This is a genomic window from Curtobacterium sp. 9128, assembly GCF_900086645.1.
Classification (GTDB): domain Bacteria; phylum Actinomycetota; class Actinomycetes; order Actinomycetales; family Microbacteriaceae; genus Curtobacterium.
Map to the genome: position 1 here is coordinate 2,708,015 of NZ_LT576451.1, position 15,017 is coordinate 2,723,031.

The 15,017-nt window shown below is 70.5% G+C and carries 14 protein-coding genes; 2 read left to right on the forward strand and 12 right to left on the reverse strand.

Features of this window, described 5'->3' with window-relative positions:
- Positions 1–67: 67 nt before the first annotated feature.
- From QK288_RS13020 to dxr, 8 genes are all read right to left on the reverse strand, one after another.
- Complete coding sequence (locus tag QK288_RS13020) at positions 68–388, reverse strand: YlxR family protein (protein ID WP_281264724.1); 321 nt, start codon at positions 386–388, stop codon at positions 68–70.
- A gap of 71 nt (positions 389–459) precedes the next feature.
- On the reverse strand, positions 460–1,458 hold the full coding sequence (nusA, locus tag QK288_RS13025; RefSeq protein ID WP_281264725.1) for a transcription termination factor NusA: 999 nt from the start codon (positions 1,456–1,458) through the stop codon (positions 460–462).
- A gap of 258 nt (positions 1,459–1,716) precedes the next feature.
- On the reverse strand, positions 1,717–3,468 hold the full coding sequence (locus tag QK288_RS13030; protein ID WP_281264726.1) for a proline--tRNA ligase: 1,752 nt from the start codon (positions 3,466–3,468) through the stop codon (positions 1,717–1,719).
- Between the two features lie 85 nt (positions 3,469–3,553).
- Positions 3,554–4,684 carry a flavodoxin-dependent (E)-4-hydroxy-3-methylbut-2-enyl-diphosphate synthase gene (gene ispG, locus QK288_RS13035; RefSeq protein WP_281267590.1) on the reverse strand — a complete coding sequence of 377 codons (1,131 nt, stop codon included), beginning with the start codon at positions 4,682–4,684 and terminating at the stop codon, positions 3,554–3,556.
- A gap of 57 nt (positions 4,685–4,741) precedes the next feature.
- Positions 4,742–5,284, reverse strand: a complete 543-nt coding sequence (locus QK288_RS13040; protein ID WP_281264727.1) for a cysteine hydrolase — start codon at positions 5,282–5,284, stop codon at positions 4,742–4,744.
- Positions 5,281–6,774: a cytosine permease gene (locus tag QK288_RS13045; RefSeq protein WP_281264728.1), complete on the reverse strand. Its 1,494-nt coding sequence runs from the start codon at positions 6,772–6,774 to the stop codon at positions 5,281–5,283. Before QK288_RS13045 ends, QK288_RS13040 begins: the two co-directional genes overlap by 4 nt.
- A 25-nt stretch (positions 6,775–6,799) precedes the next feature.
- The gene (locus tag QK288_RS13050; RefSeq protein WP_281264729.1) at positions 6,800–8,128 is read right to left on the reverse strand and encodes a site-2 protease family protein; all 1,329 of its coding nucleotides are present in this window, start codon (positions 8,126–8,128) and stop codon (positions 6,800–6,802) included.
- Between the two features lie 81 nt (positions 8,129–8,209).
- Positions 8,210–9,304, reverse strand: coding sequence for a 1-deoxy-D-xylulose-5-phosphate reductoisomerase (gene dxr / locus QK288_RS13055; RefSeq protein ID WP_281264730.1), 1,095 nt, complete (start codon positions 9,302–9,304; stop codon positions 8,210–8,212).
- Between the two features lie 98 nt (positions 9,305–9,402).
- Here dxr and QK288_RS13060 point away from each other — a divergent pair, with 98 nt between their 5' ends.
- Positions 9,403–9,918, forward strand: coding sequence for a hypothetical protein (locus tag QK288_RS13060; protein WP_281264731.1), 516 nt, complete (start codon positions 9,403–9,405; stop codon positions 9,916–9,918).
- 77 nt (positions 9,919–9,995) lie between these two features.
- Here the strand turns inward: QK288_RS13060 and QK288_RS13065 are convergent, their stop codons facing one another.
- Positions 9,996–10,970 (reverse strand): FKBP-type peptidyl-prolyl cis-trans isomerase, encoded by a 975-nt coding sequence (locus tag QK288_RS13065; RefSeq protein ID WP_281264732.1) that lies wholly within the window; start codon positions 10,968–10,970, stop codon positions 9,996–9,998.
- Positions 10,971–11,501 carry an OsmC family protein gene (locus QK288_RS13070; RefSeq protein ID WP_281264733.1) on the reverse strand — a complete coding sequence of 177 codons (531 nt, stop codon included), beginning with the start codon at positions 11,499–11,501 and terminating at the stop codon, positions 10,971–10,973.
- Between the two features lie 54 nt (positions 11,502–11,555).
- Here QK288_RS13070 and QK288_RS13075 point away from each other — a divergent pair, with 54 nt between their 5' ends.
- Positions 11,556–12,548: an asparaginase gene (locus QK288_RS13075; protein ID WP_281264734.1), complete on the forward strand. Its 993-nt coding sequence runs from the start codon at positions 11,556–11,558 to the stop codon at positions 12,546–12,548.
- Here QK288_RS13075 and QK288_RS13080 read toward each other — a convergent pair.
- Together QK288_RS13080 and QK288_RS13085 are read right to left on the reverse strand one after the other, a co-directional pair.
- Complete coding sequence (locus tag QK288_RS13080; RefSeq protein ID WP_281264735.1) at positions 12,545–13,222, reverse strand: hypothetical protein; 678 nt, start codon at positions 13,220–13,222, stop codon at positions 12,545–12,547. The two genes, QK288_RS13075 and QK288_RS13080, sit on opposite strands and share 4 nt — an antisense overlap.
- Before the next feature lie 92 nt (positions 13,223–13,314).
- The gene (locus tag QK288_RS13085; RefSeq protein WP_281264736.1) at positions 13,315–14,994 is read right to left on the reverse strand and encodes a hypothetical protein; all 1,680 of its coding nucleotides are present in this window, start codon (positions 14,992–14,994) and stop codon (positions 13,315–13,317) included.
- Between the last annotated feature and the right edge of the window lie 23 nt (positions 14,995–15,017).

Sequence of the window (15,017 nt, forward strand, 5' to 3'; positions counted from 1 at the left end):
CTTCACGGGTCCCACCCCGTCAAGGGGCAGGACTCACTGGATGATGGGTCTCATTTCGAGCCGCTCATCAGTTGTCCATAAGCCGTTCAGCCTGTTCTGTCGTGTCCGGGCGCTCTTCCGCGAGGTCCCTCGGGTGAGGGAGACTCCGCAGGTAGTCGAGCACCGCAGACGTGTCCGGTTCGCGATCCAGCCGCAGCGCCCGGCGGAAAGCCCTGCGCTTGACGGCCAGCTCGTAGGCTTCGACGGTCGGTGTGAGCCACGCTCCCCGGCCCGGCATGACTGCCTTCGGATCCGCCACCACACGTCCGTCGCCCAGGGCGACGACTCGGAGGAGGGAGGATCGGGATGCGCGACGACGACTGCCGATGCACGTTCTGACGGCGACCACTCTACTCCTTGCCTCCGACGACCGCGATCCGGCGCGCCCGGACGGGGCACGCCGAGCGCGAAACGCGCCCGCTACGACTCGTCGTCGTCCAGGATCGAGTCCGGCTGGATGTCGATGCGCGCACCCGTGAGCTTCGCGGCGAGTCGGGCGTTCTGCCCTTCCTTGCCGATCGCGAGCGACAGCTGGTAGTCCGGCACCAGGGCACGGACCGCCTTCGTCGACACGTCGAGCACGAAGGCGCTCGTCACCTTCGCCGGCGACAGCGCACTCGCCACGAAGGTCGCGAGGTCCGGCGACCAGTCCACGATGTCGATCTTCTCGGCACCGAGCTCGGTCGTCACGGCGCGCACGCGGGCACCGAGCTCGCCGATGCACGCGCCCTTCGCGTTGACACCCGGTTCGTTCGCCTTGACCGCGATCTTCGTGCGGTGACCGGCTTCACGAGCGAGCGAGGTGATCTCCACGACACCGGAGGCGATCTCCGGGACCTCGAGCGCGAACAGCTTGCGGACCAGGCCCGGGTGCGTGCGCGACACCGTGATCTGCGGGCCCTTGTTGCCGCGGCCGACGCTCGTCACGTAGACGCGGAGGCGGGAGCCGTGCGTGTACGTCTCCCCCGGGACCTGCTCTTCGGGCGGCAGGATGGCCTCGACGGTGCCGAGGTCGACGTGCACCATCTTCGGGTTCGGGCCCTGCTGGACCACCCCCGCGACGATGTCGCCTTCCTTGCCGCGGAACTCGCCGAGGATCTTGTCGTCGCCGATGTCGCGGAGTCGCTGGTTGATGACCTGCTTCGCCGCGAACGCCGCGATGCGGCCGAAGTCGCTCGGCTGGTCGACGGCCTCGCCGATGACGGTGCCCTCGTCGTCGCGCTCCGGCACGAAGACGCTGACCTCGCCGGTCTTCCGGTCGAGCTCGACGCGGGACTGCGCGTCGGCCGGCTCGCCGTTCTCGTCGGTGTGCTTGTGGTACGCGGTCAGGATGGCCGACTCGATGATCTGGACGAGTTCTTCGAACGGGATCTCCCGTTCACGCTCCATGAGTCGCAGGACTGCGAGATCGATCTTCACCGAGGGCCTCCGTATTCAGCTGAGTCGCTCCTGCGCACTGGAACCGCGCAGAAGTCGGCGTCCAGACTACCGCACTGCCAGTCGCGACCCGGCCGCGCCGTTGCGGACTGGAGGCACGGTGCCAGCCCGCACCGAGCCTCCCGTCCGGTGCGGGCGCACCCAGATCTCCGAAACGGTCCCGGAACGATGAGACGCCGCCGAAATCGGCGGCGTCTCGACGCGGTCGCGGCGTTTCGGCCGCACCGCGGTGTCAGCCCGCTAGATCGCGCGGACCGCCTCGAGCAGGTCGGCGACCGGCACCTCGGTGCGCTCACCGCTCGCACGGTTCCACAGTTCGACGATGCCGTCGGCGGCACCACGACCGGAGACGATCACGATCGGCATGCCCAGCAGCTCGGCGTCGCGGAGCTTGACGCCGGGAGAGACCTTCGGACGGTCGTCGTACAGCACGTCGTACCGGTCGTCCTCGAGCGAGGCGACGATCGACGTGGCAAGGTCGTACGCGGTCTCGTCTCGGCCCGTGGCGACCACGTGCACGTCGAACGGCGCGACGTGCTTCGGCCACGCGAGGCCCTTGTCGTCGTTGTGCGCCTCGGCCAGGATCGCGAGGATGCGGGTGACGCCGATGCCGTACGAGCCCATCGTCACGGTGGCGAGCTTGCCGTTCTCGTCCTGGACCTTGAGCCCGAGGGCCTCTGCGTACTTGCGGCCGAGCTGGAACACGTGACCGATCTCCATGCCGCGGGCGGTCTCGAGCGGGCCGGAGCCGTCGGGTGCGGGGTCGCCGGCACGGACGTCGGAGACCTCGACCACGCCGTCGGCGACGAAGTCACGCCCGGCGACGAGCCCCGAGACGTGGAGGCCGCGCTCGTTCGCGCCGGTCACCCACGCGGTGCCGTCGACGACGCGCGGATCGACGAAGTACCGGATGCCCGTCGCACTGTCCTCGCCGAGGACCTGCGGGCCGATGTAGCCCTTGACCAGGCCCTTGTGCTTCCGGAAGTCGTCGTCACCAGCGGCTTCGACCTCGGCGGGGGCGAACGAGACCTCTGCCCGCTTCATGTCGACGTCGCGGTCCCCGGGGAGCCCGACGACGACGATCTCCCGCGTGCCGTCGAGGTGCGTCAGCGCGAGCACGACGTTCTTGAGCGTGTCGGCGGCCGTCCACGGCGCACCGTCGCGCGGAGCGACCTGGTTGGCGTGCTCGACGAGGGTGTCGATCGTCGGGGTGTCGGACGCCGGCAGCAGCACGGGCTCGGGCTGGCCGTCGATCGGCAGGGCGTCGGGGACCGGGGTGACGTACGCCTCGACGTTGGCCGCGTACCCGCCGGCACTGCGCACGAAGGTGTCCTCGCCGACCGCGATCGGGTGCAGGAACTCTTCCGACTTGGAGCCGCCCATCGCGCCGGCGTCGGCCTTGACGATCACGTACTCGAGGCCCAGGCGGGCGAAGATCTTCTCGTAGGCGTCACGCATCACCTGGTAGCTGCGGTCGAGCCCGGCGTCGTCGAGGTCGAACGAGTACGCGTCCTTCATGGTGAACTCGCGACCGCGCAGGAGCCCGGCACGGGGACGCGCTTCGTCACGGTACTTGTCCTGGATCTGGAAGAGCGTGACCGGCAGGTCCTTGTACGACGAGTACAGGTCCTTCACCAGGAGCGCGAACATCTCCTCGTGCGTGGGGGCGAGCAGGTAGTCGGAACCCTTGCGGTCCTGCAGGCGGAACATGCCGTCGCCGTACTCGGTCCAGCGGTTCGTCGCTTCGTACGGCTCACGCGGCAGGAGCGCCGGGAGCAGGACTTCCTGCGCGCCGGCGGCGACCATCTCCTCGCGGATGATGCCCTCGATCTTGGCGCGCACGCGCAGCCCGAGCGGCAGCCACGCGAAGATCCCCGGGGACTGGCGACGGACGTACCCGGCGCGGACGAGCAGCTTGTGGCTCGTCACCTCGGCGTCGGAGGGGTCGTCGCGGAGCGTGCGGAGGAAGAGATGCGAAAGCCGTGTGACCACGGACGCAAGCCTAGCGGCGGTGGAACCGGTCGTGCGACGGGCCGGGACCGGCGTGGAGAAGCCGCCACGGGCCTCCAGGCCGGGACTACGCGGTGATCACCTCGGGCTTGCCGGTCGCGGCCGCAGGACCCATCTCGTCGGCCAGGCGGCTCGCCTCCGCGATGAGGGTGGCGACGATCTCGGCCTCCGGCACGGTCTTGATGACCTGGCCCTTGACGAAGATCTGGCCCTTGCCGTTGCCGGACGCGACGCCGAGGTCGGCCTCGCGGGCTTCACCAGGGCCGTTCACGACGCAGCCCATCACGGCGACGCGGAGCGGCACGGTCATGCCCTCGAGCCCCGTCGTGACGTCGTTCGCGAGCTGGTAGACGTCCACCTGGGCGCGGCCGCAGCTCGGGCACGAGACGATCTCGAGCTTGCGCTCGCGGAGGTTCAGCGACTGCAGGATCTGCAGGCCGACCTTCACCTCTTGCGCGGGGGGCGCAGACAGGGACACGCGGATGGTGTCGCCGATGCCCTCGCTGAGCAGGATGCCGAACGCGGTGGCGCTCTTGATGGTGCCCTGGAACTCCGGACCGGCCTCGGTCACGCCGAGGTGCAGGGGCCAGTCGCCGCGCTCGGCGAGCTGCCGGTAGGCCTTCACCATCACGATCGGGTCGTTGTGCTTGACCGAGATCTTGAAGTCGTGGAAGTCGTGCTCCTCGAACAGGCTCGCTTCCCAGACGGCCGACTCGACGAGCGCCTCCGGGGTGGCCTTGCCGTACTTCTGGAGCAGGCTCGGCTCGAGCGACCCGGCGTTCACCCCGATGCGGAGGCTGACGTTCGCCGCCTTGGCCGCCGCGGCGATCGCGCCCACCTGGTCATCGAACTTGCGGATGTTGCCCGGGTTCACGCGGACGGCGGCACATCCGGCGTCGATCGCCTGGAAGACGTACTTCGGCTGGAAGTGGATGTCGGCGATCACCGGGATCTGCGACTTCTTCGCGATGATCGGCAGCGCGTCGGCGTCGTCCTGGGTCGGCACCGCCACGCGGACGATGTCACAGCCGGAAGCCGTGAGCTCGGCGATCTGCTGCAGGGTCGCGTTGATGTTCGTGGTCGGCGTCGTGGTCATCGACTGCACGGAGACCGGCGCGTCGCCACCGACCAGCACCTTGCCGACCCGGATCTGCCGGGACTTGCGACGGGGGGCGAGGGTTTCCGGGGCCTTGGGCATACCGAGATTCACTGCGGGCACGCATCGAACTCTACGCGCTCCGGGTGCGCGCGAACCTCAGAGCGTGTCGACGACCGTGATCAGCGGGGCGTACAGGCGCATGGTGTCGAGGGCGCGCTCGTGGTCCGCGTCACTCGCGCCGGCGCAGGCGTCCGCGACGACCGTCACGCGGGCGCCGGCATCCGCCGCCGCGAGCGCGGTCGACAGGACGCAGCAGTCCGTCGACACGCCGGTCAGGACCAGGTGCGGCTGGTCGCCGACGACGGACTGGAGGCTCGTCCCCCACTTGCCGAAGGACGTCTCGGTGACGACGGGGCCGTCCAGGGCCGCGAACGGCTCCGTCAGGTCGTACAGCGGATCGTCGGCGGGGACGAGCGCGAAGGGCCAGTCCCGGTAGTAGTCGACCCATGCACCCTGCGGGTGCTCCGGCGCGACGAAGCGGGTACGAACCGTCCGATCCGTGAACCGTGGGAGCAGGCGCTGGATCCCCGCCGCTGCGTCGTCGTAGCGCGGCGCGGCCCACTGGCTGTCACCGGTGAAGACGCGTTGCATGTCGATCACGACGAGCCACGCGTCGCCGGTGTCCGGTGCAGGAGTCACGGGTGCAGCTCCGTCGCGGGGACGCTGTCGATCGGCTCGGTCACCGGCAGTGCCTCCTGCTCGCGGATCGACCGGCGGGCGAAGAGCAGCGTCCCGAGGAACCCGACGACCAGGGCCACCAGCACACCGAGGTTCGCGTACGCCCACGCACCCGTGCGACCGCCGAGTCCGAACGGCTCCAGCAGGTACCCCTGCCAGTTGAGCCACGACGGGACGCCGTACGTGTTCGTCACCAGTCCCCAACCGAGCGCGGTCCCGAGCACGACGAGCCCGATCGCTCCCCAGCGGACGTCACCGTACCGGCCGGTCGTCGCGTGCAGCTCCCCCTCGGCGTAGGCCTTCCGGCGCAGGACGACGTCGGCCACGAAGACGCCGCACCACGCCGCGATCGGGACGCCGAGCGTCACCAGGAACGCCTGGAACGGCGAGATGAAGTCGGTCGCGAAGAACACCACGTAGATCGCACCGGCGACCATGAAGACGCCGTCCACCCCCGCGGCGACCGGGCGCGGGATGCGGATCCCGGCACTCAGCAGTGCGAGTCCGGAGGAGTAGATGTCGAGGACCGCGCCGCCGACCAGGCCGAGGATGGCGACGATCGCGAACGGCACGAGGAACCAGACCGGCAGCAGCGTGGTGAGCGCGCCGATCGGGTCGGCACTGATGTCGGTGTTCAGCTGCTTCGACGACCCCGCGAGCAGGACCCCGGTGACGACGAGCACCACCGGAGCGAGCGCTCCCCCGAACGTCGTCCACCACACCACCCCGCCCGTCGAGGCCGACCGCGGCAGGTACCTGGAGTAGTCGGCGGCGGCGTTCACCCAGCCGAGGCCGAACCCGGTCATCACGAGGACCAGTGCGCCGACGACGTTCTGCGCGCTCCCGGATGGCAGCGCCGCGAGTGCGCCGAAGTCGATCGACCCGGCGACGAGCACGATGTAGACGACCGTCAACACGGCGGTGATCACGGTGATCCACGCCTGCAGCCGCATGATCACGTCGAACCCGGCGATGCCGGCGCCGATCACCAGCGCGGCAACGACCACGAGCGCGACGAGCTTCGTCACGACGCCGTCGTCCCAGCCGAGCTCCCGGAACACCGTCGACGTCGCGAGCACCGCCAGCGCGGCGAGCGAGGTCTCCCACCCGACGGTGAGGATCCAGCTCAGGAACGACGGCAGTCGGTTGCCCCGCACGCCGAAGGCCGCGCGGCTCAGGACCATCGTCGGCGCAGAACCGCGCTTGCCGGCGATCGCCACGATGCCGCACAGCAGGAACGAGAACACGACCCCGATGACGGACACCACGGTCGCCTGGACCACGGAGATCCCGAAGCCCAGCACGAACGAGCCGTAGCTCAGCCCGAGGACGGAGATGTTGGCGGCGAACCACGGCCAGAACAGCCCGCGGGGGCGCCCCTTCCGCTCGGACTCGGCGATGACGTCGATGCCCTGCCGTTCGACGGCACGGACCTCGGGCGCTGTGCTCATGCGCTGAGCGTAGTGCTGGCGGGGCCTATCCGAACAGGTTCACCGGCCGCACGATGTCGGCGTAGATCAGCAGTGCGCTCATGCCGGCGAGCAACACCACGACGACCATCGTGAGCGGCATGGTCTTCGCGAGGTCGATGGGACCGGGGTCCGCCTTGCCGACGAGCTTGAACGCGCGACGCTTGATCGCCTCCCAGAGGGCGCCGGCGATGTGGCCGCCGTCGAGTGGCAGGAGCGGCACCATGTTCAGCACGAACAGGCCGATGTTGAGCGACGCCAGCAGCCCGAGGATCGTGTAGATCTTGTCGACCACGGGGACACCGCTCATCGACGACACCGTGCCGATCGCCCGACCGACACCGACCACGGACACCGGGCTGTCCGACGAACGCTCCTGGGCGCCGAAGGCCGCGTTCCAGACCGCGACGAGGCGCTGCGGGAGGTCGATGATGAGGTGGGCGGACGCCCCGATCTGCGCCCCGGTGGCCGGGAGCACCGCAGCGGGCGACTGCCGCACGAGCGTCTGGCCGATCGAGACCCCGACCACACCGACCTGCTGGGTCTTCGAGGTGCCGTCGTCGTTCTTCACGACCTTCCCCTGCGCGTCGTAGACGTCGCGGGTGGCCAGCGCCGGCGTGACCTCGAGGGTCTTCCGTGCACCGTCGCGCTCGACGACGACCTCGACCGACTTGCCAGCCGACTCCTGGAACGTGTCGGAGACCTCGGTGATCGTCGGGTTCTCCTTGCCGCCGACGGCGAGGACCACGTCGCCGGAGCGGATCCCCGCTTCCTTCGCCGGGGAGACGGAGTCCCCTGGTGAACACGTGGTCGTCGCGGTCGTCGGGAGCACGCAGTCGACGCTCGACGTGAAGGTCGTGGTCGGCGCGCCGAACCCGACGAGCAGCACACCGAACAGGACGATCCCGATCACCAGGTTCATCGCCGGACCGGCGACCATCACGATGATGCGCTTCCACGGGGTCAACCGGTAGAACGCCCGCGAGTCGTCGCCGCCGGACTCCGCGATCTGCTCGGCGCTGGCCTGCCTGGCGTCCTGCACGAACGCGCTGTACATGCCCGTGTTCGTGATCGCGCGGCCGGAAGCGCGGGGCTTCAGCATGCCGACCATCGAGATGTAGCCGCCGAGCAGGATCGGGCGGATGCCGTACTCGGTCTCGCCCCGACGGAACGACCAGAGCGCCTTGCCGAAGCCGAGCGAGTACTGCGTCACCTTCACGCCGAAGAGCTTCGCGAACGCGAGGTGACCGAGCTCGTGGAGCCCGATCGAGATCAGCAGGCCGACGATGAAGACGACCACGCCGAGGACGAAGAGGAGCACGGTTCCGACGGTCACCGGAGAAGCGTACGGGACGCTGGCAAAGAAGCAGCCGAGCGTGTGCTGGGTGGTGACCCGTGCCCCCCGCCCGTCTCCGCGTCAGCGGGCCAGCGCGCGGTCCGCAGCGGTGCGTGCCCACCGCTCCGACGCGAGGACGCCGTCGAGCGACGGCTCCGTGGGCTCGTGCGACTCCACCACCCGCTCGATCGTCTCCACGATGTCGAGAAAGCCGATCGCGCCGGCGTGGAACGCGGCGACGGCCTGCTCGTTCGCGGCGTTGAACACGGCCGGGTACGTGCCGCCGAGTTCGCCGACCCGCTTCGCCAGTGCCACCGCACCGAACGCCTCGTCGTCGAGCGGCTCGAACGTCCACGTGCTCGCCGACGTCCAGTCGAGCGGGACCCCGACACCGGGGACACGGTGCGGCCACGCGAGCCCGAGCGCGATCGGCAGCCGCATGTCCGGGGGCGATGCCTGCGCGATCGTGGACCCGTCGGTGAACTCCACCATCGAGTGCACGATCGACTGGGCGTGCACCGTGACGTCGATGCGGTCGTACGGCACTCCGAAGAGCAGGTGCGCCTCGATCACCTCGAGGCCCTTGTTCACCAGGGTGGCCGAGTTCGTCGTCACCACGAGGCCCATGTCCCACGTCGGGTGCGCGAGTGCCTGCTGCGGCGTCACGTCGAGGAGGCTCGCACGGGACCTGCCGCGGAACGGGCCGCCGCTGGCCGTCAGGACCAGGCGGCGCACCTCGGCGTCGGTGCCCGAGCGGAGGGCCTGCGCGATCGCGGAGTGCTCGCTGTCGACCGGGACGATCTGGCCGGGCGACGCCGCTGCCTGCACGAGCGGGCCGCCGACGATCAGGCTCTCCTTGTTCGCCAGGGCCAGGGTGGCGTCCGTCTCGAGCGTGGCGAGCGTCGGGCCGAGGCCCACGGAGCCGGTGATGCCGTTGAGCACGACGTCCGCCTCGACGCTGCGGATCAGGCGCTCGGCGTCGGCGGCCCCGAGGGCGGTGTCGCGGACGCCGAACTCGGCAGCCTGCTCGGCCATCGTGGCGGCGTTCGTCCCCGCGGTGAGGCCGACGACCTCGAAGCGGTCGGGGTGGCGGGCGACGACGTCGAGCGCCTGCGTGCCGATCGAGCCGGTGCTGCCGAGGACGATGATGCGGCGGCGTTCGGGGGTGGCGTGCATGATCCCCCAACCTACTCGAACGTGATCGGGAGGTCGGATGTCAATTCACGATATTCATCCGCCAGAGTTTCACCGCTTGCTACATTGCAGGGGACCAGATGGTCACCACGGGATGGAAGACATTGAAGAGCAAACTCATCACGATCGCCGCGACCGCAATCGTGGTCACAGGAGCAGCCGTGACACCGGAAGCAGCGTTCGCGACCACTGGGGCAGAGGGGTATGCCGCGATTGATGCGCGTCTCGCTGCTCTGCAGGAGACCCAGTCCACGGCCGACGCGGAGCGCATTCTCGCGAGCGGGGGCAACGTCCAGGCGCTGGTCGATCCAGACACCGGTGAAGTGCTGGCAGCATTCCGCTCCTCAGCACGAGCACTCACGCCTGTGACTCCTGGCTGCACGACGACCAGTGCGTGTATGACGTCATCCTCGGGAGTTCCGTATGGCTACACCGGCAGCGGAACACGAACTGGCAGCTGGAAGAACATCGTCCGCGTCGGAGCTGGGGATCGCCGCACGAGCTACGCGGCGTCGAACGGAGCCGCGTACAACTACAGCGCTGGTGTGACGATCAGCTGGGCACGGCCGGTCACGGTCGTGAAGATCTCGCGGTGACGAAGGGCTGAAGCACTCGAGAGAACGAACGAGCGGGCGACGGATGGCCGTCGCCCGCTCGTCTGTGTACCGACGGATCAGCCCTTTGCGAGGATGTCGACGACGAAGACGAGCGTCGCGTTCTTCGGGATTCCCGATCCCTCTCGAGGCGTGGCGCCGTAGCCGTCCTCCGGGGTGACGACGATCATGACCTGGGAGCCGACCTTCTGGCCGACCAGTCCGGTCACGAAGCCCTTGATCAGGGAGCCCTCGGCGATGGTGAAGGTCGTCGGCGCGCCCTTCGACCACGAGGAGTCGAACTCCTTGCCGCCGTCGTAGAGGACGCCCTTGTACTGCACCAGCGCAGTGTCCCCCTCCGCGATCTCGTCGCCGTCGCCCTGCTTGATGACCTCGGCGGTCGTCTTGGTCGGAGCGGTGGTGTCCGGGATGGTGATCTCCGGTTCACCGTCGGACTTGTCCTTGACGGTCGGCAGGTCGGGGTTCTGCGTCTGAGCCGCCCCCGTGGACTTCGTCGGCGTCTGCGCGATGACGTCGGCCACGACGACGATGTTGCCGCCGGTGTTGAACCCGAGCGCCGACGAAGCGCCGACGGCAGCGATGCGGTCGCCGACGTGCGAGCACGCGAGGAGCGCACCGAAACCGCTGCCACCGACGGACAGGACCTGGGCGTTGCCCTGGTCGAACCCGACCGTCCCGAGCTTCTTCGCGTCCGACGCCTGGTAGACGCTGTACGCGACCTGCGTGTAGTCGCCGTTCTTCAGCGCCGCGCCGGAGCCCTTGGTGACGGTCGTCGCCTGCGGCGGCGTCGCCTTGATCCCCTTGGAGAACGTCACGGTCGGGGCCGTCTTGCCGCCGAAGTCACCGGAGACGTCGATCGTAGCCGAGGCCTTCCCTGGCTTCGGGCAGCTGGTGATCGCCGACGCGGTCGCGCTGGACGACGCGGACGGCGTCGCCGACGAGTCGGTGGAACCGGAACCGGAGCAGGCGGCCAGTCCGAGGACGACGGCGGGCACCAGGGCGATCGGGAGCAGGCGGAGACGCTTCACGGGCACCTAGTCTGCCTCACTCGTCGATGAGTCGGCTCCGAGTCGGGGTTCGCCTGGTCGACCGGCCGGGTCGGCGACGATGGTCGTGGCGTCGTGGTGCACCGGGAAGGCCACCGACCGGGCGATGAAGCAGAGGGCGTTCGCTGCCGCGTGCGCCGCCTCGGCATCAGCGACGCGGTCGGCTTCGGCGATCGTCACGACCGGGTGGAGCGTCGCGCCGGTCAGTTCGCCGGAGCCGTCGCGGTTCAGGTTCATCGAGGCGGTGGCACGGTCCTCGTACGCCAGGACGGTGAACTCCTGCGTCACCGCGACGTGCAGGTAGCTGAGCATGTGGCACTGGGCGAGCGCCGCCGTCACCATCTCCTCCGGGTTCCAGCGATCGCGGTCGCCACGGAACGTCGGGTCGGCGGACCCGAGGACATCGGGCTTGCCGGTGGCGGAGACCACGTGGTCGCGCCCGTACTCGCGGTACCCGCTGGTGCCGGTCCCACGGTCGCCGGTCCAGCGGACCTCGACCTCGTAGGTGTGGTCGTGCATGCCTGCTCCCCTTCCAGGGCGATCCGGTGCCGTGCGGCTCGGTACGATCTCGGTATGACGGAGAGCTCCGATGTCCGCACCGACCGCCATCCTCTCACCGCCGACGGCTCCGTCGAGCTCGCGGTGCTCGAACGCTCCGGCTTCGACGAGAGCCGGCACATCGGAGCCGGTGTCGTCGTCGACGCCTCGGGCACGGTGATCGACTCCGTCGGGGACATCTCCGCGAGCATCTACCCGCGCTCCACGATGAAGCCGTTCCAGGCGCTCGCCATCCGACGGGCCGGCGCGCGGTTCTCGGACGCGGAACTCGTGATGACGACGGCGAGCCACGCCGGAACGCCGTCGCACCAGGCGCTGGCCGAGCACATGCTGGCCTCCTTCGACCACGTCGAGGCCGACCTCGGGTGCCCGCCGGACATGCCGTACGACCGGGCGACGGCGCGGACCATGACCGAGCCCCGTCGGCTCGCGATGAACTGCTCCGGGAAGCACGCCGGCATGCTCGCCGCCTGCCGGGTGAACGGGTGGGACGCCGCGACCTACCTCGACATCGACCACCCGATGCAGCGCGCCGTCCGGGCCACCGTGGAGGACGCGACCGGGGAGGTCGTCGACGTGGTCGGCGTCGACGGGTGCGGGGCGCCGGTGTTCCCGCTGACGTTCACCGGCATGGCCCGTGGCATCGCGGGGGTGGTGCAGCGCGGCGACGCCGACACGGCTGCCCTCACCGACGCGATCCTCGCGAATCCCTGGGCGATCGACGGGGTCGGGCGAGCGAACACGGTCACGATCGAGCGGCTCGGGCTCGTCGCCAAGCTCGGCGCCGAGGGGGTCATGGTCATGGCTGCGCCCGGCGGTGCCGCGGTCGTCGTCAAGGTCCTCGACGGAGCACTCCGCGCCGGCACGCTGGCAGCGCTCACGCTGCTCGAGCGGAACGGCGTCGTCTCGGCGGACGGTGTCGCCGACGTGCTCGGCACCACCGGCGAGAAGGTCCTGGGCGGCGGCGTCCCGGTCGGGTCGATCCGCCCCGGTGCCGGGCTCCGCTAGACCGCGGGCGGGTCGAGGCCCGGGAGCACCGGGGCCAGTGCCATCCCGACGGGTTCGTCCGGGTCGCTGCGGAGCGTGCAGCCGTACCGGGTGACCTCGATGGTGGGACAGGGACGGCGTGGTCGGGACCGGAGATCGGGAACCAGCACGACGGAGCCGTCCCTGCTGCCGTCGGCGCCGACCAGCACGGCCACCGCGACACCCGACGGCAGCGTCGCGACGGGCGCGCAGGCCAGCTCGGGCAGGACGACGTCGGCGCCGTGGGCGACCCGGAGCTCCTGATCGGCGGTCGCCGTCGCCCCGAGGCCTGCCGTGACCGCCGCGAAGACAGCGGCGGCCAGTGCGCCGCGACCGACGACCAGCACGCCGTCGAGGCGGTCGATCGACACCGGTTCTCCCCCGATCACCCGGCCGACGTGCAGCGCACCGCCGTCGAGCGCACGGCCATCGGGCACCAGGTCGACGACCACCTCGTCCATGGGGAAGCGGACCTCGATCGGCGCGGGGCGCTCCCTGTTCGCCGACCGCGACCGCACGACCGACGCGATCGCACCGAGGATGACGGCCGCTGCGAGCGAAGCGGTTCGCTGTCCTGGTGGCCCCGGGAGCGACGTGGCAGCTCCGGCCACGGCGGCGACGGCCAGCACGGACCATCGAACGGCGGGTGCTCCCATGCCGTCGAGTCCATCGCACCACCACGACGAACGAGAGCGGGCGCCGGAGTCCGTGGAGAACCCCGGCGCCCGCCGTCGTGTGCAGGGACGCGCTACTGCACGAGGAAGAACTGCTCGCCGATGTCCACCCGGGCTCCGCGCTCCACCCGGTACCGACGACCCGGCTCGCATCGGCGGATCGATCCGTCGATGTGCCGGATGACGGACCCGTTGCCGGAGAACCGGTCGGACACCCAGAGGTCGGCGTCATCGCGCCCGAGCTCGAGGTGCGTCTTCGACACGGACTTGCCCGGGTCGTGGATCGTCAGCAGGTCGTCGAACCGTTCGCCGGGCTCGGGGCGGGGCAGACGCCCGAGCAGTCCAGTCCCGTGGACGCCGATGCGCTCACCGGTGCTGAAGTGCAGGACGAAGGGCGCACGCGTCGGGGTCTTCGTGACGATCCGCGTCTCGTCCACGTCCTCGTCGAGCTGCGCGGACTCGTCGGCGTCGGTGCTCGAGGGCACCACGTCTGCGTCGGACAACGGTCGAGCAGGCTCCGCACCCGGGACGGGCGGGAGGGGCGCGACGGTCGGGACAGGCGGGAGGGGTGCTGCAGTCGGGACGGATGCGTCCTCGCGCGCGGCCACGTCCTCTCGCGACACCTCGACGTCGTCCGTCGCCTCGACACCGTCCGTCGGCCCGACATCGTCCGTCGGCACGACATCGTCCGTCGGCACGACATCGTCCGTCGGCACGACGTCGTCCGTCGGCGCGCCGGCAGCCGGCACTTCGACGAGCCCAGAGTCGTCCCCCGGCGCGTCGACCGGGATCTCGTCGTCCGGTGCTTCCACCGGCGACCCGTCGTCGTTCGCCGCCCAGTCGGGACGGTCCACCGGCAACGGCATCACGGGACCGGTGAACGCGGCGGTGACCGCGGGACGGACCGCCCCGCACTCGCCGCAGAAGATGTCGTCGGGCTCGAGCCGGTGGCCGCACACGTGGCACGTCGTCGGCTGCAGCCCGGGCTGGACCAATGGTGTGGGACGCATCGACCGGCGGTCGACCAGCGGCTCGACGACCGCGGTGTCGCCCGGCCGCGCACCGGTGTCGCCCTCGGGAAGGACATCGGGCGTGGCCTCGTCCTGAACCTGCGCGGCCGACGCCTCGGCCGGCGAGACTGCGTCGTCGCGATCGGCGGACACCGACTCCGTCACCGGTTCGGCAGCGGCCGACTGCTCGTCGACGGCTCGACCGATCCACCAGGACGGCGCACTCGGAGCGGTCGCGGGTGCAGGCTCCGGCGCCCAGAACGGCGCGGCGGCGGTCTCGGCCACGGGCTGCGACGGCTGGAACGTCGGCGGCACCGGGGTGGTTCCTGCGCCGGAACGAGGTGCCACGCGGGTGACCTCCGGGTCGTCCTCGACGGCAACGGCCTCGGACGGGAACGCGTCCGGGTCGAGCGGCGGCTCCGACGGCGCCTGCGTGCTCGGAGAACCCTCGCCGCCCGTCCACGCACCGAGGCCGCTTCCGGCACCGTGCACGTGGGTCGGCGCGGAGCGGGGCGCGTAGGCGTCCGGCGTCCGGACGGGAACGGGTGCGGTCGGACCGGCCTGCCGGCGATCGGCGCCGGTGAGCCAGGCCCTGGTGGCGGGGTCGAGCGTCGACTCCGGCAGCCACGCCTCTGCGGCGGGGTCCTGGCGACGGCCGTGCTGGTCCGGCTGCTGGAGCGGCGGCGGTGTCGCACGGTCGACGGGCTCGGGCGCGACGGATCGTCGCCCGGGAGCCGCGTTCACCGCTCGACCGCACTCACCGCAGA

What these genes read in the sequence shown, in the direction of transcription:
- QK288_RS13075 (WP_281264734.1), top strand. Translation starts at nt 11,556, where the DNA reads ATGACGGAGAGCTCCGATGTCCGCACCGACCGCCATCCTCTCACCGCC.
- QK288_RS13060 (WP_281264731.1), top strand. Translation starts at nt 9,403, where the DNA reads ATGGTCACCACGGGATGGAAGACATTGAAGAGCAAACTCATCACGATC.
- dxr (WP_281264730.1), bottom strand. Translation starts at nt 9,304, where the DNA reads ATGCACGCCACCCCCGAACGCCGCCGCATCATCGTCCTCGGCAGCACC.
- QK288_RS13080 (WP_281264735.1), bottom strand. Translation starts at nt 13,222, where the DNA reads ATGGGAGCACCCGCCGTTCGATGGTCCGTGCTGGCCGTCGCCGCCGTG.
- ispG (WP_281267590.1), bottom strand. Translation starts at nt 4,684, where the DNA reads ATGCCCAAGGCCCCGGAAACCCTCGCCCCCCGTCGCAAGTCCCGGCAG.
- QK288_RS13045 (WP_281264728.1), bottom strand. Translation starts at nt 6,774, where the DNA reads ATGAGCACAGCGCCCGAGGTCCGTGCCGTCGAACGGCAGGGCATCGAC.
- QK288_RS13070 (WP_281264733.1), bottom strand. Translation starts at nt 11,501, where the DNA reads ATGCACGACCACACCTACGAGGTCGAGGTCCGCTGGACCGGCGACCGT.